Source organism: Methanoculleus sp. 10 (assembly GCF_913757945.1).
GTDB lineage: Archaea > Halobacteriota > Methanomicrobia > Methanomicrobiales > Methanoculleaceae > Methanoculleus.
This window is the reverse complement of the sequence record NZ_CAJYDP010000004.1, coordinates 18,144-39,019: the sequence shown is the minus strand read 5'-3', so window position 1 is coordinate 39,019 and position 20,876 is coordinate 18,144. Positions and strand designations below refer to the sequence as shown.

Genomic DNA, 20,876 nt, shown 5'->3' with positions numbered 1-20,876 from the left:
ATCATCACTCGTATTCGATCGTTGCAGGGGGTTTTGGGGTGATGTCGTAGACCACCCGGGAGACACCGGGGATCTCGGCGGTGATCCGCGACGCCATCCGGGAAAGGGCCTCGTAGGGCAGGAGCAGGGGGTCGGCGGTCATGCCGTCCCGCGACCGGACGGCCCGGACCGCGACGATCCAGCCGTGGAGCCGGACGTCTCCTTTCACCCCGGTCCCGAGGCCGAGGAGCGCGGCAAAACACTGCCAGGGGCGGAACTCCTCCACCAGGCACTCCTCGACGATGGCGTTTGCCTCACGGACGATCGCGATCTTCTCCTCCGTCACCTCGCCGAGCACCCTGACGGCGAGCCCCGGGCCCGGGAAGGGCATCCGGTGCTGGATCTCGGGCGGGAGCCCAAGGCCGCCCGCAACCGCGCGGACCTCGTCTTTGTAGAGGTCCGCAAGCGGCTCGATGACGCCTTTAAACTCGATGTCGAGGGGCATCCCGCCCACGTTGTGGTGGCTCTTGATGCCCCCTTCGCTCTCGATGCGGTCGGGGTAGATCGTCCCCTGGAGGAGCATCGTCGCCCCCGTCCGCTTCGCCTCCCGCTCAAAGACCCGGATGAACCTCTCACCGATGGCTTTGCGTTTCTCTTCGGGGTCGGTGATGCCCCGGAGTGCCGCAAAGAACTCGTCGCCCGCATCCACGACCCGGAGGTTTGTGTCGGCAAAGAGGGACCGTATCCGTTCGGTCTCTCCTTTGCGCATGAGGCCGGTATCCACGTAGATCGGGACCAGCGCATCGCCGATGGCCCGGGCTGCGAGCGCCGCGCAGACCGACGAGTCCACGCCGCCGGAGAGCGCCATCACGACCTTATCCTCACCGGCAGCGTCACGTATCTGCCGGACTGCCTGACCGATAAACTTCTCAACATCTACCATTGCTCTTCCCTCACCTGATCCCGGAGGTTGATCTGCTCTTCTTACATGCCTCCACAAACCCGATATAGGGCGGGGAGGGGTTGGTCGGGCTCGACCTGAACTCCGGGTGGAACTGTGTCGCGAGGTAGAAGGGATGGTCCGGGAGTTCGCAGACCTCCATCCGGCCTTTGCATGTGCCCGAGAAGACGAGCCCGGCATCTTCGAGGTCGCCGATGAAGGCCGGGTTCACCTCGTAGCGGTGGCGGTGCCGCTCCACGATCCCGGTCTTCCCGTAGAGGCCGGCCACCACCGTGTCCTCCCTGAGGATGACGTCGCAGTTCCCGAGGCGCATCGTGCCGCCGAGGTCAGAGACCCCTTCCTGTTCGGGGAGGAGGGCGATGACGTGCGTTCCCGGCCCCATCTCTTCGCTCGTGGCATCAGGGATGCCGAGGACGTGGCGCGCGTACTCGATCACCGCGAGCTGGAACCCGAGGCAGAGGCCGAGGAAGGGTTTGTTGTTCTCGCGGGCATACCGGATTGCCCGGATCTTGCCCTCGATCCCGCGCTGGCCGAACCCTCCCGGGACCAGGATGCCGTCGACGTCAGCGAGGTCGCGGAGGTCGAACGTCTCCGCGTCCAGCCAGCGTATGTTCACCTCGGTGGAGAGCGCTCTTCCCGCGTGCTTGAGCGACTCCTTGATGGACATGTAGACGTCCTCGATCCCGTATTTGCTCACGATGGCGACCGTCGTCCGGTTCGTGTACTCCTGCGAGATGAGCTGATACCACTTCGTGTCGGGCTCCCGGTTCTCAAGGGCGAGGTAACTGCAGACGACGTCCGCAAGCCCTTCCTTCTCCAGTTCCACCGGGATCTGGTAGATGTCAGGGACGTCCTTTGCGGAGATGACGGCCTTGGCCGGGACGTCGGTGAAGGCGGATATCTTCTTCTTCGTCTGCGGGCTGATCACCTCGCTGCTCCTGCCCACGATGATGTCGGGCTGCAGTCCGAGTTCGCGGAGCGCCTTGACCGAGTGCTGCGTGGGTTTGGTCTTGTGGTCGCCCATGGTGTCCACCGGGACCAGCGTGACGTGGACAAGGAGCATGTCCTGCGGCGCAAGTTCCCCGTGCATCTGGCGGACCGCTTCAAGGAACGGCATGCTCTCGATGTCCCCGACCGTCCCGCCGACCTCCACCAGGCAGACCTCCGCCGCCCTGCCGCCGTTGATCTCCTCCGCCGCCGCTCGATCGATGCAGTGCCGGATCTCGTCGGTGATGTGGGGGATGATCTGGACGGTCGCGCCGAGGAAGTCCCCGCGCCGCTCTTTTTCGATGACGTTCCTGTACACCTTCCCGGTCGTGATATTGTGGAGCGATTTCAGGTTGATGTCCAGGAACCGCTCGTAGTTGCCGAGATCGAGGTCGACTTCCCCGCCGTCGGAGAGGACGAAGACCTCCCCGTGCTGGGCGGGGTTCATGGTGCCGGCATCGATGTTGAGGTACGGGTCGATCTTGACCGCCGTCACCTCGTAGCCGCGGTTTTTTAAGAGGCGGCCGATCGATGCGGTGGTGATGCCTTTCCCGAGCCCGCTCATGACGCCGCCGGTTACAACGATATACTTCAAACTCTCGTTCCCCTCCGGTTGTTCCAGAGTCTCTTAACTCATGTATGTGATCTTTGGCATTGAGAATGTATTGTTCCGGCACTTCCCCGGGAATCCCTGCCCGGCGTAACGGGGGATTTCCCCGGGTGCACGCCGCGGCGCTATCTCCGGATGACCGCAAACGACGTCGACGTCCGGGAAAGGAGCGTGCCGTCCGCCGCGTCCCGGACCTCGCCGTCTGCAAACGCAACCCGGCGGCCTTTACGGACGATCCTGCCGGTCGCGGCGATCGTCCCCGCGCTGACGCCTTTTATGAAACTGGTGTGCTCGTCGATCGTGGCGATCTCCTCGTTATCGGCAAGAAGCGTGTAGAGCGCAAGCGCAATCGCCTCGTCTGCAAGCGCAACGTAGATCCCGCCCTGGAGCCACCCGGCGCCGTTGAGCATATCCGGCCGGACCTCCATCGTGAGACGGGCGCGCCCGTCGCCGAACTCGCCCACTTCTATCCCCATCAGCGTGAAAAAGGGATTTGCATCCCTTCCGACCCGTTTCAGTTCCTCTATGTAGCCCACGTGACCACACCATCCTCTGCGGGAAGATTCGGGGCCGGCCGGGATAAGGCTTGCCGGTACCCCGCCCGGGCGCCGGAGAGATATATAACAACAAATATCTTCCCGGATCTCCACCTGTAGATGCATGGAAGACGTGTGGCAGCCCGAAGCGCTCCGGAACAGGAGGCTTGAGCAGCTCCAGGCTACCATGAACGATTACGTCGAGAAGAACACCGCCCAGATAGAGGGGAACCTGCCGGTCTTCTTCGGGCACGTTGCCGCCACCCTCGACCGGACGTTCCCCGGCCTCGACGACCGGTCGTATGACGACTTCATCGACGGGATCACCTTCACGCTCCTCAACGCGACGCGCGAGGCCCCGACGGGGGAGTTCCTCGAGAAGACTCTGCGGCACGCGATGGGGAACAAGCGGCGGCGGAGAGGGCGGGCAACCCTCGACGTGGTTGTGGCGCTCAAACTGATCGATACCGGCAACTACCACCAGGCGATCGATTACCTTGTGCGTTACCGCAACTATGACGGCCGGGTCAATGCCGCGATCGCCTACTGCCATTACGTCCTCTCGCAGGGGGGAGGCCGGGAGCAGGGCCTTCGCCCCAACGACCGCGAACTCCACGCCCGCGAGGAGATGCTGAACCTTGCGCGGTCACGCGCACCGCTCGACCGGCTCGGGATCTTCGACCGCAAGGATGCCCGGTTAAACCAGATCTTCTGGTTCATGCTGGACCTGGCGTTCACCTGGTTCCCGGGCGAACCCGAGTTCTACCACACCGGGATCGTGCGGGCAAGGCACGAGGGGGATGTCGAACGCCGCCGGCACCTCCTCGATCTCGCGACGGAGCGGTTCCCGGATAACAAGTACTTCCTGGTCGAGGCGTTCAACGCCAACATCGAGCAGCGCAACGGGGGCGGTGCGGCTGCCATCGTCAAGCAGATGATGCAGCAGTACCCGGAGGACCATGAGCCGATCTACTTCGGGCTGAAACTCGCGATCCTCGGGTCGCAGCCGGGTTCCTATGCCAGTTTCCGGAAGCTCGCGATCCTGAAGCAGTTTCCCCGGCACCTGCTCCTGCTGCTCGACGCCGTCCTCGAGGTGATGTGCAACCACAAAAACGAGGCGTACCTCTGCTTTTTGGAGGCAAAGAAGGCCTCCTCCGGGCGGGAGCACTACATCACGGCGCTCGAGTACATCCTCCGCGACTTCGTCGAAGGTGATGAAGACCGGGCGAAACGGGCGAGAACCGCTTTCTTCACGAGCGTCGACCAGTACTGCATGCACGCCCTGAGGATCGGGGAGGCCTGAGCCGCTCCCGGGCCGTTGAGCAGGCGACCCCCGGCCGATCTCCTCACCTCCCGGGGCTATTTCATGCCAATCTCCCGGATATCCCGTTGAAACGGTCAATCTCGAAGATGGAAAGGAAAGATACAACGATGAGTTTATCAACGCTAACAGGTAAATTCCTCTACAGAGAGCGCCTACCGGCCAGGACATACGGATGCGCCGGGGAGGATTGGTAACCATGACGGGAAACAATACTGTTTGGGACACCGGCAGGCGAGCACCGGGTGCCGACGGCGCCCGGGAGCCCTGTCAGGCGCCACACCCGGGAGAGGGCGTCTGCCTCTCGATCCTCCGCGAAGTGCCGGATGGTCTCGTCCTGGTGGACAGTGAGGGGAGGTGCCGGTACCTGAACCCGGCGTTCACCCGGATCACCGGGTACACCCGGGCGGACGTCCCGACCCTGGAGGCGTGGTTCGAGCGTGCCCACCCGAACCCGGCATACCGGCGGGACATGCAGGAGATGGGGGAGAGACTTCTCCGGGGCGACCAGAGCACCCTTGTCGCGAGCGTGGTCTGCCGGAGCGGGAAGGTGCGTGACATCGAGTTCCGGCAGGCGCCGATCGGGGCGGGCTGCACCCTGATCGTCGCCCGTGACGTCACCGAGCGGGTCCTGGTCGAGGAACGCCTCCGGCAGGCGACGTCCGAACTGACGGCGGTGATCGAGGCGTTCCCCGACCTCTTCCTCCGCCTGAACGCCGACGGCACGATCCTGGACTCCCGGGCCGGGAGGCTCGCGGAGGTGCCGCTCGTCTCGCGGGCGCTGCTTGGTCGGCGGGTGCAGGAACTGCTCCCCGCCGGGGCCGTGGAGGCCCTCGGGAATGCGCTGCAGGAGGCCGTCCGGACGGATGCGCCGGCAGCGCCCCTGGAGTTCGCCTGCACGGGCCCCGGAAGGGTCCGGCACTACGAGATCCGGATCGTGCCGCTGTATGAGATGCACCTCCTTGCCGTCATCAGGGAGATCACGGACCGGAAAGAGGCGGAGGAGGAGCTGCATCGTCACCGTGAGCACCTGGAAGACCTTATCGCGGAGCGGACCGCGGAGCTCGAACGCGCGAACCAGCGGCTCGAGCACCTCCTCTACTGCATCGAGGTGACGGAACGCCGGGCCGCAACGGACTGGCTGGAGTCGTCGATCGAGCAGGGCGCCCTGGAGACGGCTGAACCCGATGCGGGGAGGATCACCACGGATGCCGCCGGGGCGATCGTCATCGTCGACGCTGCGGCCGAGCGCATGACCGGCTACGCCGGGGACGAGCTGGCCGGGAGACCGGTCTGGGACGTTCTTTCGGGCGGCGATGCCCGGGGGGTCCTCACCGCGAAGGTGCTCGGGGAGGGCAGGTCCGCAGGGTGCGCGGTAGGGGCGGCGCTCGTGAGAAACGACGGATCACGGCTCCCGGTCCGCGTCCTTGGCGACGCAATCGTCGACGCCGGGGGCGCCGTGATCGGCATGATCTGCACGTTCTGGAAGGCGTGAGGAACGGGGCGCGCGGTCAGAGCCGGAAACCGCAGGCCCCGGGGTGTACCGGGCCGGGGTCCTGGGGCGCCACGGTGACCGCGATCTGGTCGGAGTAGAGCCCGAGTTCTTCGAGTGCGGAGTTGAGCGCTCTCTCTTGTGTGTTGTTGATCTCGCTCAGGTGGGCGAGCATCGCCATGTGGATGTGGTCGGCGAGCCTCTGCAGGCACCGGGCGGCGTCGGGGTTTGAGAGGTGCCCGCGTTTTGACCGTATCCGGCTCTTGAGGTACGCGGGGTAGGGGCCGTTCTCAAGCATCTTCGGGCAGTGGTTGCTCTCGAGGAGGACGGCGTCGCAGGACGCGAGGTGGTCGAAGATGGAGGGGGTGATGGTGCCGGTGTCGGTGCAGCACCCGATGCGGAGGTCGCCTTCGGCGACAGAGAACCCGCAGGGCTCCCGGGCGTCGTGGGAGGCGGCGAAGGGTTCGACCGAGAAGTCGCCGACGGCGAACGCCTCACCGCACCGGCACCGCCGGATCTCCGCCGACGTCGGCCCATATTTCTCCGAGAACACCTCAAGCGTGCCGCCGGTCGCGTAGACGGGGACGCGGAGTCTCCGTGCGAGGACGTCGACTCCCCTGATGTGGTCGATGTGTTCGTGCGTGACGAGGATCCCTTCGATGAGCGATGCGTCGGCGCCGGCGTTTGCGAGGCGGCGGAGGGTCTCGCGTGCGGAGAGCCCCGCGTCGATGAGCAGCGCACCCCGCTCCCCCCGGAGATAGGTGCAGTTTCCTTTGCTCCCGCTCGCAAGGACGGTCAATTCCATTGTACATTGGTGGTCTGTGCGGCTATTTAAGAGCACGGCGGGGAGGGGTGTACAAAGAGCCTTGAGGTCCGGGGCACTATTACCTGATGAGAGGGAGATGAGCAGAACGGAGGGCTCGTGGCAGGGGGAGGTTCACCGGGTCGTCGCGGGTCTTGAAGGTGGCCGGGCACGCGTCGACCGGGGGGCAATGCGGGACCTCGTCAACACCTACGCCGTCCGGTCGCTCGATGGGACGGCGCTCCGGTTCAGCCTCCCGGTCCTCCTCCCGGCGCCGGCGGGTGCGTCCGGCCGGGGTGCCGACGGGGCTGCCGGGGTCCTCATCGAGGCGATCAAGGCGGCGGTTCCCGTCGAGCGGGACCTCGGCCCGGTGGCCGGGGCCGGGACGGAGCACCCCCGCCACTGTCTCCCGAACGTTGAGCCGGTCACGCTGATCGCGTCGAGGAGCGCCATCGGGACGGACCTCTGGTGGCCGGACGCCGGGAACCGGATCGACGGGGATGGCCTCCGGCTGGTCGTCAGGGGCGCTCTCCCGTACCCCGGCCCGCCGGTGCCGGGCGCGGTCGGGGAGGTCGCGGAACGCCTGGGGGCTCTCCTCGACGCCCTGGACCGGGTCGTGCGCCGGGTGCCGGACCGGGATCTCGCGGCCGCCCGCGACCTCTCCGTCGACCAGAAGGCCCTCCGGCGCGCCCTGCCCGGGATGGGGCTCGTCGCGTTCGTCGCCGACGGCACGCGCCCGGCCCGTAAATTCACCGATCTCCGGTGTCACCACCGGATCGCGGGGCCGAAGGAGGGGGTGCACGTCCCCTTCCGCTGCCCGCCGGACCTCGACCCCGTCGAGGTGGAGCTCGCCGGGAGCGGCCGGGTCGCAACAGGGCTCGGGGTCCGGCGGCGGGAGGTCTTCGCGGTCGCGGGCTCAAACGCGGAAGGGAAGAGCACCTTCCTCCACGCGCTCGTCGCGGGAGAGGACGACCACGCCGCCGGGGACGGGCGAGAGGGGCTGGTCAGCGTGAACGGGATCGCCCGGGCGGAGGCGGGCGAGCGGTACCTTGCGGGAGCCGACGTCAGCCTCTTCTTCTCCCGCCTGCCGCCCGGGATCGGCGGTGATCCCCGGGCGGCCTCCGGCCAGGGGAGCGGGTCGCTCGTGATGGCGCACGAGATCCAGACCGCGCTTTCAGCCGCCGTGCCGCTCCTCATCCTCGACGAGGATCGCGCCGCGACGAACCTGCTGGTGCCGGGCTGCCTCCAGGGCGACGGGGTGACACCGCTCTCGACCCTGCTTGCGACCCGGCGGGAGGCGCTCGGGGAGGCGACAATCCTCTTTGCGGCCTCGTCGCTGGATGTCCTGATCGCGCAAGCCGACCGGATTCTGCAACTCTCCGGCCACGAAGCGCTCTCGATCGATCCGGGGGAGTTCAGGCGGCAGCTCGACCGCTACCTTGCCGGGGTGCGGGAGCATCTCGCGGCGAGAGGGTGAGGGGCGCGGAAGTCGATGGGAAGGGTGTTGGTGACGCCCCTTTGCGCCTTCGCGCGAGGCACCAGGGGCTGTGATAGTATCTCGCGCAAAACCGCCGCGTGGCCTGACCGGGAGGCCTTGCGGGCCGCGACGGCTGCTCTGAAACGAGGTCCGGCCCGTCACCCCTGCCGGACGACGTGGACCGACTCCGGGGCAAACGAGGCCACAACGCGGCTCCCTTCCCCGATGCCGAGGCTGTCCGCCGCCTTCCAGGAGAGGACCGACGAGAGCATGAACCCGCAGTCGACCGTCACCCTGCTGAACGGGCCGCGCGGCACGACGGCGGCCACCGTGCCGGAGAGAGTGTTCCTCCCCGGAGCGGCGGCGCCCCCGTCCGCCGGGGCGATCCGGATATCCTCCGACCGGATGCAGAGAGAGACCGCCTCCCCCACCCCGAACGGCGACCGTGCCCGGACAGGGATACCGCCCGCATCGACGACGGAGGCGCCGTTCTCCCCGGCCACCACGACACCCTCGATGATGTTCTCGACGCCCACGAACCGGGCGACGTCCCGGCTCGCGGGCAGGGTGAAGACCTCCCGCGGCGTCCCCACCTGCGCAAACACGCCCTTCATCAGCACGCCGATCCGGTGGGCAAGCCGCTGCCCCTGGTACATATCGTGGGTGGAAAAGACGATCGTCGTCCCGAGGTCGCGGTTGATCCGGAGCACCAGGTCCTCGATCAGGGCGACCGAGACCGGGTCTAAGTTCGCGGTCGGCTCGTCCATCAGGAGGACGTCGGGATCGATCACCATCGCCCGGGCGAGAGCCACCCGCTGCATCTCCCCGCCCGAGAGCGTCCGCGCCCGCCGCTCCCCGTAACCGGCAAGACCGACCATACCAAGGACATCCTCGACCTTCTTTTGGATCGCCGCCTCCCCCACCCCCCGGAACCGGAGGCCGACGGCGATGTTCTCGTAGACCGTCGTGTTGAAGACGGCCGGTTTCTGGAAGACCATCCCCATCATCCGGCGGATGAGAAGACCCCTCTTCGGCTCCCTGTGGATGTCGGTGCCGTTGACCCGGATCGTCCCCCCCGTGGGTGTGTCGAGGAGGTCGATGAGGCGCAGCAGGGTCGACTTCCCCGACCCGCTCGGCCCGATGACGGCAAAGATCTCTCCCGCTTCGATCCGCGCCGTGACGCCGGCAAGCACTGCCGTGTCACCGAACCGTTTTGAGACGTCGATACATTCAATCATGGGTTTCTACCTGTGCTGCATTCTGGTTATGGCGAGGTTCACGCCGAGAGCGATGGCGAGCAGGATGATCCCGAGCGCGATCGAGGTGGGGATGTTGCCCATCGACGTCTCAAGCGATATTGCGGTCGTCAGGGTCCGGGTCGAACTCGCAAACGACGACGCCATGATGTTGCCGCCGACGAGGATCGCCGCCCCGACCTCGGATATCGCCCGGCCGAACCCGACCGCGACGGCCGTGAGGATGGCAAACCTTGCTTCTTTCATGATGTTTACGAGAAACTGGAGGCGCGTCGCCCCGAGCGAGTAGAGGGTGTCCCTGATGACCGGGTCGACCCCCGAGAGCGCCGAGATCGTAAGACCGGTCATGATCGGCAGGATGAGCACCGTCTGGGCGATGATCATCGCCGTCGGGGTGAAGAGCAGCCGGAGAAAGCCGAACGGCCCGACCCGGGATATGAGCAGGAAGATGAGGAGGCCGACGATGACCGTCGGCAGGGAGTAGAGCGTCTGGATCAGGTTGATGAGGCTCTTTCTTCCCGGGAACGTGCCGAAGTTGATCACGGCGCCGAACGGGACGGCGATCAGGGTGGCAATGATCGTCGCGGTGAACGAGACGATGATGCTCCGTGCGGCGATGGCCATCACGTCGGGGTCGAACGTGACGATGAGCCTCGCCGCCTCTATGAAGCCCTCGATGATCTCGTACATGCTCTCTCCAGTCGTGGGTCGCCAGAAGCAAAAAAGGGGTTGGAATCAGGGTCCATCTGCCGGATCACTTGATGGGATCCGTCACTTCAGCCTCGGTCACGCCGATCTTTGCCCAGTCGTTCTGGGCGGCGTAGAAGAGCGGCTGGCCGTACTTGTCGACGCCGAAGGAGGCGATCTCCTTCTGGACGTCGTCGGAGATCATGAAGTTGACCCAGTCCTTCGCGATCGTGCTGTTGATGTCGGGGTACTTCTCAGGGTTGATCTGCATGGCGCAGTAGACGTTGAGCAGGATGTCGCCCTCGTCCACGAGCGTCACGAGGTCGAGGTCGCCCTTGTAGGCAAGGTAGGTCCCGATGTCGGAGAGCGTGTAGGCCTGCTTCTCGTTTGCCATCGCAAGGGTTGCGCCCATGCCCTTCCCGGCCTCAAGGTACCAGTCGCCGGACCCCTGCACGTCCGTCGAGTAGTTGAGCCCGGCCTTCTTCCAGATGGCCTGCTCCTTTGAATGCGTTCCCGACGCGTCGCCGCGCGAGACAAAGGTCACGCCCGGCTCCCCGGCCATCCCCTTCTCCCGGAGGGCGGCAAACGCCTTCGTGGGCTCCATGCCCTTGATGCCGGCCGGGTCGGACTCGGGCCCGACGAGGATGAAGTAGTTGTAGGCGAATACGCGCCGGTTGATGCCGTAGCCGTCGGCGATGAAGGTGTCTTCACGCGCACGGTCGTGCACCATCAGGACGTCCACGTCGCCCCGCTGCCCGTACTCGAGCGCCTTGCCGGTTCCGGCGGAGACGACCAGCACTTCGGCGTTGTACTGCTTCTCGAAGATCGTGCTGAGGTGGTTGAGAAGTTTGGTGTCGTCAAGACTCGTCGTCGTAGCGATACGGAGCTGCTGCTTCTCCGTGCCGGTGCTTACCGGGTCGGAAGTCGTCCCGGTACAGCCGCAGATGAGCAGAAAAGCGACCATGACGGCCGCAACGGCAAATAGGGTTCGTCTTTGCATAATACTCAATTCAGAGTATTGGACTCCAGATAATTAAATGTGATAGTTTTATATCTATGGTTAACTAGTTAAACTAAATTAGTTGATTTATGGGAAAATTCAGGTAATTCTATTCTCGATGGCCGGGCCGATCGGTCCCGGCGGGGCAGGTGCCTCACGGGGACCCGGCGGTGTCACCCGACCACGAGATCGTGGCGGATCCCGCCGTCGGGCTCGATGAAGAGGCCCGCCTCTCCCCCGGTGAAGGCAGGCTCCGTGAATCTCCTCAGGCCCGGATCAGGGTGCCGACCCGCTCCCCGTTCATGGCTTTTGTGATGTTCCCGGGGACATGGGCGTTCACCACCTTGATCTCCTGCACGTGGACGGCATCGCGGAGCAGCTCGACCGCCATCGGTTCGAGCACCATATCCTCCATATCCATCTCCAGGAGTTCGTCGGCTGTGATCTCCGCGATGAACTCGGCGTCGGGGTTCAGGAACGGGTCTTCGGTGTAGAGGCCGTCCACGTTCTTCCCGAGGATGCAGTTCTTCCCGCCCACCACCTCGGCCATCAGGAACGCCCCGGTATCGGTCCGGTGCGGCGGGATGCTCCCGAGTTTCGGGGGATGCTCGTAGAGGCCGTAGGGCGGGGTGCCCTGCACGACGGGCAGCATCCCGAGCGATATGAGCGAGGGGAGGTTCAAGAGGTCCCCGGTGTGGATCCGGACGCCGTTGTACTTCGAGAAGAGGAGGGCAATCATGATGGCGTTCTGCTCGCTGATCTTGCCCGCGAGTTCCGCGAGCACCCCGGTCGGCATGCCGAGATCGATGCCGACGTCAAGGATATGCCGCACCCGGGCGCCGCCGCCGGTGGCGACCAGGATCTTATGGTCCCGGGAGAGCTCGCCGATCTCCTCGATCAGCGGGTAGATCACGTCCCGCCCGTAATCGATGACCCCGTGGCCGCCGATCTTGACCACGTTCAGGTCGGGCATGATCCTGATCTGCCGGACGCTTTCGGTCTCCCGGAGCAGGCCCCGCCGGACCAGGCTCTCACCCGCGAGTCGCGATCCCATCTCAAACCGTTTTGCCATGATAAAACCTCATCATAGGGTACACGGGGAAAGTATTAAGTATCTTCCCGGTATATCTGGTGGTATACCACCTGGTAGTGGATGTGGAAGCTATGAAGATCTATGCACGAGAGCGTCAGAAAGTCGGCACCGGCGTGAAACAGCCCCGTTTCCGTGTCGTCGCCGTCATCGAAGAGAAGGGAGACCAGAAGCACATGAAGGCCGAGGGGACGCACTTCCGGAAGGTCGAACTCGAACAGATCGCAAAGGACGCCGGAGCGGAGATCGTCTACCTCGAGGAGATGCCCGAAGAAGAGCGGGGTGAGATGAAGAAAGTAGAGGCGTAACCAGACCTACCCTATTTTTCCCCTCAAAGACCAGTACTTCTACGATCGCATGTCCACACGCGAACACGACGACATATTCGAGGCGGCTATCCGGATCCTCCTCGAAGAGGACCGGTGCGTAACCGTCGGTTTCTCCCCGGACGGCGTATCGATACGGTTCCCCACAACCCGGAAACTCGCCGAATTCCTCAGCATTCCCCATTACTACGTCCTTCCCCGGTTCGGGGCGATGGAGGATGACGGGCTGATCCGCCGGGCGGAGCGGGTCGGCATCTCCACCACGGCGGCGGGGACGGTGCGGCTCCTCGCGGTCATGGCGGAGCGCTACCACAACCGCGCAGAAGAGGTCCTCGGCACGGAGGTCTTTTCGGCGCTGCAGGCACGTGCCGGCGCGAGACTGGACGGGTAGTGCAACGATTCTCAATTACCGGCACTCTCAACAGAGAGATTATCGATCTTTTTTCGCACTGCCCGGGAGTTTGCATCCCGGGGCACGGTTTGTCCCGGGTATACGCCCGGGCACTGTCTCTGTCCCCGGGAGAGGGTTACAGGCGGATGGCAATCTGGAGGAATTGAGTCTGGACGCTGAAGATACGAGGCAGAGACAGGGGAGGGGGCGAGCCCCATAGGCGTTAACTTACCCGCTGAGTGTAATAAATTCTCGTTGCTACCGTCAAGTACCAGGCAATCGGCTGGTTCTCATCTATGCTCTAAGGCAGTCCTTTTCCAATGAGATTCCCGGTATCGATAGCGTTTTCAGGGTAGGAAGATTATTGCCGCACACCACCGGAGTCGTATGGCCAATATCCCACCAAATCGACCCCATTTTACGGAATCAGGCATTATACTCTCGAATCTTTATGGCTAAAGTTAGCGCATATGGGGGCGAGCCCCTCCCCGCGAGCCGCCACCCCCCGTGGCGATACCCCCACGGTCCACTCCATGGGAAGACCCCGGAGAAGAACCAGTTTCTGGCTCTCTCCCCCCCGGGGAAACTGACGTCAGCGCCGCTCCCCGGGCACGGCTTCCCACCGGATATCGCCATGACTGCCCTGCCCCCGGGAGGCGGGGAGGAGGCGCGAAGCGCGGGCAGGGTGGGGTTGCCGGAGAAGCGTATGAGTATCCCCTCCAGGAATGCCGGGCGGGGTGGGGTTGCCGGAGAGGAACGTGCGGATACCCACCTGCGGGGCGGGGAGACCCCTCCCGGTCCCCACCCCCCGGCGATATCCCCACGGTCTACTCCATGGGAAGATCCAGGGGAAGAACCGGATACGGCTTTCCAACAGATATCACCATGACTGCCCTCACCCCCGGGAGGGGACGGGGGTGTCGGAGAAGCGTATGGTATCCCACCTGCGCGAAGCGCGGGCGGGATGGGGGACGGAGGGGACGCTCCGTGGGGATGGGGCAAAGGTCAGATATGGTCTGTTAGTCTGGAACCGATGCAGCAGTTCATCCGGCAATTATGAGCGGTGATACGGCATCGTGCGTTGGCCTGCGTATAGGTGCCGGCACCTTCCCATCGCCGGCCGTTGCGGGCAACCTCTACGGATTGAGGATATATATGCCGTAGTTGAGGTATGCCGCGAAACTCACCCAGAGGATGTAGGGGACGAGGAGGGCCGCCGCCGGTGTCGAGACGCGATAAAAGGCGCCGATCGTCATGAGAATTGCAATCCAGAGGACCAGGATCCCGGCGAGGGCGAGTAAGGGTGACTGGAGCCCGAAGAAAAGGTACGACCAGAGGATGTTGAGGACGAGCTGGACGGAAAAGATCGCCATCCCGACCTTCACGTCCTTACGGCCCCACCCCTTGCTCCAGACGATGTAGAGGGCGATGCCCATGAGGATGTAGAGCACCGTCCAGACGGGGCCAAAGACCCACGCAGGCGGGTTCAGGGCGGGTTTGACGAGGGCGGCATACCAGGTCGGGATGGCGGGTGCCGTGAAGGCCGACCCGATCAGCGCCGCAAGCAGGCAGACTGCAATCGCCGCGAAGAACTGGATGACCCGGGTATACGCAGGCGTCACAAGAGTAACATAATGAATCCCGCTGCCTTAAACCTTGTGATCCCGAAAGAAGCGTCAGACCGGGCTCCGGCGGAGAGCCGGCGGCTACGCCCCGCGCGCCGGGGACGCGGAGGGCCTCACCCGCACTCCTCCTCCCCGCCGGGGCATTCGCCGTCGTCATCGTCGTCGGCGGTATGCAGGACCTCGCGGAGGGTAAACCTGAACGCCGCACCGAGGTCCGGCCGCCCCTCCACCCGGTCCTCCACCCGGATCGTACCGCCGTAACGCTCGATGAGGGTGCGGACGATGAAGAGCCCGAGCCCGTCCCCACATCCCTCGGCCCACCCCCGCTCGAACCGGTGGAAGATCGACTCCTTCATGGGGTCGGGGATGCCCGGGCCGGTATCCTCAACCGAGACGATCACGCTCTCGCCGTCGTAATCCTCCACCCGGATAGCGATCCTGACGTCCTGACCCCCGAACCTGACGGCGTTCCGGATGAGGTTCGAGAAGACCTCGCAGAGGAGATCATCCGCCCAGACCGGGCAGCGAGCGCCCAAAAACTCGATCGCGACGTCGGGGAAGGCGTCGACCTCTTCCCTGATGACCGCGTCGAGGTCGACCGGCCCGACATCGGGTGCATCGTGGTGGATCCGGCGGATCGTGGTGACGTTGCCGATGATCTCGGCGCTCTTGCGGATGCTGCTCTGGATCTTCTTCGCGTAGCGCGCGGCCTCGCCCTCCAGCATCTCGATGAGGAGATCGGCGTAGAGGCTCGATACGTTCTCGGCGTTCTTGATATCGTGCGTCATGATGTCGAGATACAGGTTCGCCTCCCGGTTTGCCGCCTCCAGCTTCTTGTGAAGCATGCCTTTCAGGATGCCGGAACCGATCTCTTTTCCGATCGACTCTAGAAGCGCCCTCTCCTCGCGGGAGAACGACCCTTTCTCCCTGCTGCCGGCGTACACCGCCCCGACAACGACCGACTCGGCGACAAGAGGGATGCAGGCGAGCGCCGAGACGTCGAACTCCTCAAGTATGGTCGCCTCGATAGAACTCAGGTCGGCCTGCCGTTCGATGTAGCGGGGTTGGCCGGCGATGAAGATGAAGTTGAACGGCCAGTGGTGGACCTTGATCACGCGGTTTTTGGGCATGCACGAGGGAGGCATCCCCCGCTGGTGCTGCAGCAGGGCCCGTTTACGCTCGGCGTCGAGCATGTAGACGATGCCGACGTGAAACCCCATGAGGTTGAGCGTCTTCTCAAGCGACTCCTCCAGGAGCTCGGCAAGAGAGAGCGAGGCGGCAGAGACGCTGATCACCTGGTTGAGGACCATGAGCTGCTCGTTCCGGATCCGGATCTCCTCTTCCACTCGTTTTCGCTCGGTGATATCCATCACACCGGCGATCGAGCCCTGGAACTCTCCGGCATCGTCCACGAACGGCGATGCGATCACCAGTGCGGTGATGGTGTCGCCTCCCTTCCGGGTGAACTCGCACTCGTACTGCTCCCGGACTCCATCCCGCCGGCGTTCCAGGCGGTCCCGCATCGCGGCCCTGTGGGAGGCGGGGAGAAACGAATGGATGGATCTCCCGGTCATCTCTTCGGGGGAGTAGCCGAGCATTTCCGCCATCCGGGGGTTGACAAACGACGTGCAGGCGTTCTGGTCGATCACCCATATCCCTTCGCTGAGGCTCTCGACGACCAGCCGGTACTTCTGCTCGTTCTGCCTGAGGGCCTCCTCGGCCTGTTTGCGGCCGGTGATGTCGAGCACCCCTGCAAGACACCCCCCAAAGGCGCCGGCGGCATCGACGATCGGCGACGTGACCACGAGTGCGTGGACGGGACTGCCGTCGTCCCGGAGGAAGTCCAGTTCGAACTCCTGCCTCTGGTCGGTCCGCCGGCAGAACGGGTTTTGGGCAGCCGGAACGGTGCCGCCGGCGCCGGCGATGAACCCGGCGATCGGCAGCCCGACCAGGCGTTCTGCAGGAAGGCCGAGGATCTCCTCCATGCGCGGGTTGGCGAAGGTGATGAACCCGGTCTCGTCCACCGCGATGACGCCTTCGTTGAGGTTCTCGACCAGCCTCCGGTAGGTCTCCTCCGAGTGCCGGAGCAAAACCTCCGCCCGCATCCGCTCCTGTGCGTACCTGACGGCCCGGCAGAGCAGGTCCGCGCCGGTCTTCCCTTTGACCAGGTAGTCCTGCGCACCGTGCTGCATCGCGCGGAGTGCCGCACGGTCGTTGCCCACCGCGGTGAGCGCGATGACCGGCACGTCGGGCGCCGTCCGGCGCAGGCGGTCGATGAGGGCGGTCCCCCCGCCGTCCGGGTGGTCGAGGTCGAGGAGCACCACCTCGACCCCGCCCTCCGAGACCAGGGCAAGCCCGTCCCCCGGGCGCTCACGGTGCATCAGCTCAACCTCGCGCCCGCACGCCCCGAGCATCTCGCGGATATTCCGCGCGTCGCCGGGGCTCTCCCCGATCAACAGCACTCTCAACGGTTCGCTCATCGTATCACTCGCCTGCAGAGCCTGGTGCCCCCATGTCAACTGGAATTCCCGCTACCCGGCACAGGCCGGTTGCCGCCGTGAGGATGCTTCCCGGGCGCCCGCCGCCCGTTACGGGGGATGGGCGGGACGGGGAGATCCCCGGCCGGCACGACCGCGTTCCGGGGAGACGCTCCTGCGGCTGTATTCCGTAAGGTACGTACCGCCTTCGCGGAATTTATATCTCATTATTCGCGTATGCCCCGTCTCCCGCTTCAGGCGATCGCGATCGCCGCCGTGGCCGCCCCGGCGCCGGTGGATGTGGATGCAGAACCCGGCGTTCGTCCGGAGCGCGATTCGTGCATCGGTTCCGGATTGTCGGGCCCTATCCCGTGCTCGTCTCGAACACCGCCCGCCGGTGCCCCCCGATGCGCCCTTCCGAAGCGGGCGGGGAGGGTGTCAGCGCTGGATACGCGAGAGCACTAGCCCCTTAGGGGGCGAAAGCGAGCCCGGGCAACGATAGGTGCGAGATGCGAAGGCCATGCCATCATCGGCGATCCGCCTCGCACGCGAGACCCCTCAAAGGGAGGGGATTTGATCGACTATTTTCCCTTCCTCTCCCGCAACCGCGCGATCTCCTCGCCGCCCGGGACCTTCACCACGAACGTCCCGTGGCAGGGTTTGGTGTAGGGGAAGATCAGGTGCTCGCCCTCCACCCCGATGTAGAGCGGCGGAACCCCGATGATGTGGACATCGAATATCCTGTAGCCCGGTTCGACCTCGTGGTACTCCCGGACATTCTTCCTGATGTACTCCCGCGCCTCCCGGAATGATGACTGGGAGAGAAGGATCTCGGGTTTCAGCGCTTCGAGACAGCCCATTGCATCACCTCGTCAAGTTTTCGCTTCAGCGGCATGGGGTTGTGCACGGCCTTCGCCGCGACGACCTCGCAGGGGAACTCGATCTCCGCGGCAAGGTCCTCTGCGTGCTCCCCGAAGATGAGCGCATACACCCGTGCCTTTGAGATATACGCCATGGTGCCGGCGTAGGCGACCCCTGAGTCGTTGTGGATGAAGACGAAGCAGAGGTCAAAGTCCCGCCGTTTTTCCGTGATCTCGTCGATAGCAGCGTCGATATCGGCCATCTCCGGAAGGTAGTGCCGGTCCGGGTCGGCCACCTCCATCAGTTTTCGTGCCGCTGGCGTCCCGGCAATCACCGGCCGGATACCCCGCTGCTTCAAGCTGTGCACCAGGTAGAGCGCCATGCTCGTCTGGACGGGCACCTGCGGGCACCCGAGCAGGATCAATGCGTTCTCGTTACTGTTCTCTGTCATGGTTGAGCCTTCTTTACTGCGGCGAGGATGTCAGGCACCCGTTCAGGATGCGTGTAGATGGTGAACCGCTCCCCTCGCGAGAAGCAGACCAGGGTGAGCCCCGCCTGCTCCGCCGTGAGGATGCCCCGATCGGTCGAGGCGGCGCGGGAGATGACGATGGGTATACCGGCGTTCGCCGCCTTTGCGACCATCCCTGCCGGCTGCCTGCCGGTGCACCCGAGGATGCAGGTCGACCGGTCGATCCCCCGGAGGGTCGCGTAGCCCACGACCTTATCGACGGTGTTGTGCCTCCCCACATCGCAGGCCCGGGTGACGAGTTTGCCGTCACAGAAGAGGACCGAACAGTGGACGCCCCCGGTCCTCCGCCAGGTATCGGACTCGATCGCCGCCGTGACCGCCCGGATGGTCTCCGCCGTGACGGTGATCGAAGAGGTGACCTTCCTGGGCTCGCCGAGCACGCGGTAGCCGCCGGATGACTCCATCTCAAGCCGGACGTCCCGCCCGAGCGGGGCCGTGACGTACACGTCCTTTCCGGAGACGTTCACCGAACTGACCGTGTCGGCCAGCCCTTCGCAGACGACGAACCCGGCCGCGAGGTCGTCGAGGCGGTCGGGGCTCGCCACCAGGGCCGCGAGGCACTCGCCGTTCAGGAAGAGCCGGACGTGATCCTCGACGATGATGTCGTCGTGGACGGTGCGTGCGCCCTCGCCCGTCACCTGGATCCCGGAGCGGCAGACGATATCCATCAGACCGTCTCCTCCCGTATCCAGTCGAGGTACGGGGCGTAGCCGCCGACGATGGGCATGGCTATGATCTCGGGGACGTCGTAACTGTGGAGCGCCTTGATCCGGGTGACGAGGGGGTCGAGCAGGCTGTACTGCGTCTTGACGACCAGGAGTTGCTCGGGCTCGTCGCGGACCGTGCCCTCCCACCGGAAGCAGGACCGCACGCCGGTGACGTTCACGCAGGCGGCGAGCCGGGCATCGACGAGGGCTTTTGCGAGCTCCTCCGCCTCTCCGGCCGGGGCCGTGCAGAAGACCACAACATATTCCGGGAGAACCATGGTTTTACCTTCGTATCGTCCGTATTTAATCGTTCGCCGGCCCGGAACCGCAGCCGGACCCGCCGCAGCACCCGGGGGATCCCGTCTCCCGGGGCTCAAGCCCCCGGCAGTGCGCCTTTACGGGCACGGGCGGGAGGCCGCCGGGAGCCTCCGCCACGCCGACATCCGCTAGCTCACCCACGTTCTCCGGGTTCGTGAACCCTGGTTCCGTACCCATCAGTCGGCCTCCTGCACCCTTCCCCCGGCAGGCGTCAGCGGCGATATCTGCCGCAGCCGCCCGATCACCTCCGGCAGCACCGACAGGACGTAGTCGACGTCGTCTTCCGTGTTCGCGTCGCCAAGCGTCAGGCGGAGCGACCCGTGCGCCTCCTCGTGGGGAAGTCCCGTCGCGAGGAGGACGTGCGACGGCTCAAGCGACGCCGAGGAGCAGGCGCTCCCTGTGGAGGCGCAGATCCCGTGAGCGTCGAGCAGGAGGAGGATCGATTCGCCCTCGACGTAGCGGAAACTGAAGTTCGCGTTGTTTGAAAGGCGCTCGGTCGGGTGGCCGTTTAAGCGGGTATCCGGGACCTCGGAGAGGACCTCCCGGATCAGCCGGTCCCGCATCGCGGCGATCCGGCGGTTGTGTCCCTCGATATCGGCGGTCGCAAGTTCAATCGCCCGCCCGAGCCCGACGATGCCGGGCACGTTCTCGGTCCCGGCACGCCGGCCCCGTTCCTGCCCCCCGCCGTGGACCAGGTTCTCGATCCGGGTCCCCCGCCGGATGTAGAGCGCCCCGGTCCCCTTCGGGCCGTAGAACTTGTGCCCCGAGAGCGAGAGGAGGTCGATCCCCATATCGTCCACGTCGATCGGGACCGCTCCCACCGCCTGGACGGCGTCGGTGTGGAAGAGGACGCCGTGGTCGTGCGCTACCCGGCCGATCGCCGCAACAGGCTGGATCGTCCCGATCTCGTTATTCGCCGTCATCACCGAGACGAGGATCGTCCTCTCGGTGATCGCGTCCTCGACGTCGCCCGGGTCCACCCGGCCGTACCGATCGACGGGCAGGTAGGTGACCGAGAACCCCTGCTTCTCGAGGGCCTCGCAGGGGTGGAGGACGGCGTGGTGCTCGATCGCGGAGGTGACGATATGGTCGCCCTTCTTTTTCGCGGCCGCCGCCACCCCCTTGATCGCCCAGTTGTCGGCCTCGCTGCCGCCGGCGCAAAAGTAGACCTCCTCCGGCTCCGCCCCGAGAGCCGCCGCCACCTGCGCTCTCGCCTCCTCCACGCCCTTCCGGGACTCACGGGCAAACCGGTAGAGGGACGAAGGGTTGCCGAAATGCCGGGAGAAGTACGGGGCCATCGCCGCAAGGACCTCGGGCTTCATGAATGTCGTCGCCGCATGATCCATGTACACGGGACGCTGATCCTGGTCGTTCATGTCCGAATAAAGCGTTGGCGCTAGAAGTGTATCAGCGTTACCGGCTCCCGGCCACAGAGAGGCCCGGT

General features: G+C 65.1%; 21 protein-coding genes. 5 read left to right on the top strand and 16 right to left on the bottom strand.

Annotated elements, in window-relative coordinates; all coding sequences use genetic code 11:
- Positions 1–4 precede the first annotated feature (4 nt).
- From guaA to QZ408_RS05440, 3 genes are all read right to left on the bottom strand, one after another.
- Complete coding sequence (gene guaA / locus QZ408_RS05450; RefSeq protein WP_292490207.1) at positions 5–922, bottom strand: glutamine-hydrolyzing GMP synthase; 918 nt, start codon at positions 920–922, stop codon at positions 5–7.
- A gap of 10 nt (positions 923–932) precedes the next feature.
- Positions 933–2,522, bottom strand: coding sequence for a glutamine hydrolyzing CTP synthase (gene pyrG / locus QZ408_RS05445; protein WP_292490206.1), 1,590 nt, complete (start codon positions 2,520–2,522; stop codon positions 933–935).
- Between the two features lie 140 nt (positions 2,523–2,662).
- Positions 2,663–3,073: a PaaI family thioesterase gene (locus QZ408_RS05440; RefSeq protein ID WP_292490205.1), complete on the bottom strand. Its 411-nt coding sequence runs from the start codon at positions 3,071–3,073 to the stop codon at positions 2,663–2,665.
- A gap of 124 nt (positions 3,074–3,197) precedes the next feature.
- Between QZ408_RS05440 and QZ408_RS05435 the strand changes: the two genes are divergently transcribed.
- Positions 3,198–4,376, top strand: a complete 1,179-nt coding sequence (locus tag QZ408_RS05435) for a hypothetical protein (protein ID WP_292490204.1) — start codon at positions 3,198–3,200, stop codon at positions 4,374–4,376.
- Positions 4,377–4,593: 217 nt separating this feature from the next.
- Positions 4,594–5,889: a PAS domain S-box protein gene (locus tag QZ408_RS05430; RefSeq protein WP_292490203.1), complete on the top strand. Its 1,296-nt coding sequence runs from the start codon at positions 4,594–4,596 to the stop codon at positions 5,887–5,889.
- A 16-nt stretch (positions 5,890–5,905) separates the two neighbouring features.
- Here the strand turns inward: QZ408_RS05430 and QZ408_RS05425 are convergent, their stop codons facing one another.
- Positions 5,906–6,691, bottom strand: coding sequence for an MBL fold metallo-hydrolase (locus QZ408_RS05425; protein WP_292490202.1), 786 nt, complete (start codon positions 6,689–6,691; stop codon positions 5,906–5,908).
- A 97-nt stretch (positions 6,692–6,788) separates the two neighbouring features.
- On the opposite strand from QZ408_RS05425, the gene QZ408_RS05420 reads away from it, so the two are divergent.
- Positions 6,789–8,165 (top strand): P-loop domain-containing protein, encoded by a 1,377-nt coding sequence (locus QZ408_RS05420; RefSeq protein ID WP_292490201.1) that lies wholly within the window; start codon positions 6,789–6,791, stop codon positions 8,163–8,165.
- A 158-nt stretch (positions 8,166–8,323) separates the two neighbouring features.
- On the opposite strand, the gene QZ408_RS05415 is transcribed toward QZ408_RS05420, so the two are convergent.
- The 4 genes from QZ408_RS05415 to QZ408_RS05400 form a co-directional block, all read right to left on the bottom strand.
- Positions 8,324–9,403, bottom strand: a complete 1,080-nt coding sequence (locus tag QZ408_RS05415) for an ABC transporter ATP-binding protein (protein WP_292490200.1) — start codon at positions 9,401–9,403, stop codon at positions 8,324–8,326.
- Between the two features lie 6 nt (positions 9,404–9,409).
- Positions 9,410–10,111, bottom strand: coding sequence for an ABC transporter permease (locus tag QZ408_RS05410; protein WP_292490199.1), 702 nt, complete (start codon positions 10,109–10,111; stop codon positions 9,410–9,412).
- 64 nt (positions 10,112–10,175) lie between these two features.
- On the bottom strand, positions 10,176–11,108 hold the full coding sequence (locus QZ408_RS05405; RefSeq protein ID WP_292490198.1) for a substrate-binding domain-containing protein: 933 nt from the start codon (positions 11,106–11,108) through the stop codon (positions 10,176–10,178).
- 265 nt (positions 11,109–11,373) lie between these two features.
- A complete protein-coding gene (locus QZ408_RS05400) occupies positions 11,374–12,180 on the bottom strand; it encodes a uridylate kinase (protein WP_292490197.1) in 807 nt (268 codons plus the stop codon).
- Between the two features lie 92 nt (positions 12,181–12,272).
- Here QZ408_RS05400 and QZ408_RS05395 point away from each other — a divergent pair, with 92 nt between their 5' ends.
- Both QZ408_RS05395 and QZ408_RS05390 read left to right on the top strand, forming a co-directional pair.
- Positions 12,273–12,506 carry a hypothetical protein gene (locus tag QZ408_RS05395; RefSeq protein WP_292490196.1) on the top strand — a complete coding sequence of 78 codons (234 nt, stop codon included), beginning with the start codon at positions 12,273–12,275 and terminating at the stop codon, positions 12,504–12,506.
- Positions 12,507–12,555: 49 nt separating this feature from the next.
- On the top strand, positions 12,556–12,915 hold the full coding sequence (locus QZ408_RS05390; protein ID WP_292490195.1) for a hypothetical protein: 360 nt from the start codon (positions 12,556–12,558) through the stop codon (positions 12,913–12,915).
- Positions 12,916–14,051: 1,136 nt separating this feature from the next.
- On the opposite strand, the gene QZ408_RS05385 is transcribed toward QZ408_RS05390, so the two are convergent.
- The 8 genes from QZ408_RS05385 to nifS form a co-directional block, all read right to left on the bottom strand.
- On the bottom strand, positions 14,052–14,537 hold the full coding sequence (locus tag QZ408_RS05385; RefSeq protein WP_292490194.1) for a TspO/MBR family protein: 486 nt from the start codon (positions 14,535–14,537) through the stop codon (positions 14,052–14,054).
- 116 nt (positions 14,538–14,653) lie between these two features.
- Positions 14,654–17,020, bottom strand: a complete 2,367-nt coding sequence (locus tag QZ408_RS05380; RefSeq protein WP_292490193.1) for a PAS domain S-box protein — start codon at positions 17,018–17,020, stop codon at positions 14,654–14,656.
- Positions 17,021–17,598: 578 nt separating this feature from the next.
- Positions 17,599–17,877 carry a DUF1894 domain-containing protein gene (locus QZ408_RS05375; RefSeq protein WP_292490192.1) on the bottom strand — a complete coding sequence of 93 codons (279 nt, stop codon included), beginning with the start codon at positions 17,875–17,877 and terminating at the stop codon, positions 17,599–17,601.
- Entirely contained in the window at positions 17,856–18,329 is a 474-nt protein-coding gene (locus QZ408_RS05370; RefSeq protein ID WP_292490191.1) for a DUF1890 domain-containing protein, read from the bottom strand. Before QZ408_RS05370 ends, QZ408_RS05375 begins: the two co-directional genes overlap by 22 nt.
- A complete protein-coding gene (gene fdhD, locus QZ408_RS05365) occupies positions 18,326–19,075 on the bottom strand; it encodes a formate dehydrogenase accessory sulfurtransferase FdhD (RefSeq protein WP_292490190.1) in 750 nt (249 codons plus the stop codon). The genes QZ408_RS05370 and fdhD overlap by 4 nt, the downstream gene beginning before the upstream one ends.
- Positions 19,075–19,392: a divalent-cation tolerance protein CutA gene (cutA, locus tag QZ408_RS05360; RefSeq protein WP_292490189.1), complete on the bottom strand. Its 318-nt coding sequence runs from the start codon at positions 19,390–19,392 to the stop codon at positions 19,075–19,077. Before cutA ends, fdhD begins: the two co-directional genes overlap by 1 nt.
- 25 nt (positions 19,393–19,417) lie before the next feature.
- Entirely contained in the window at positions 19,418–19,609 is a 192-nt protein-coding gene (locus tag QZ408_RS05355) for a hypothetical protein (RefSeq protein WP_292490187.1), read from the bottom strand.
- Complete coding sequence (nifS, locus tag QZ408_RS05350) at positions 19,609–20,808, bottom strand: cysteine desulfurase NifS (protein ID WP_292490186.1); 1,200 nt, start codon at positions 20,806–20,808, stop codon at positions 19,609–19,611. The genes QZ408_RS05355 and nifS overlap by 1 nt, the downstream gene beginning before the upstream one ends.
- Positions 20,809–20,876: the final 68 nt, after the last annotated feature.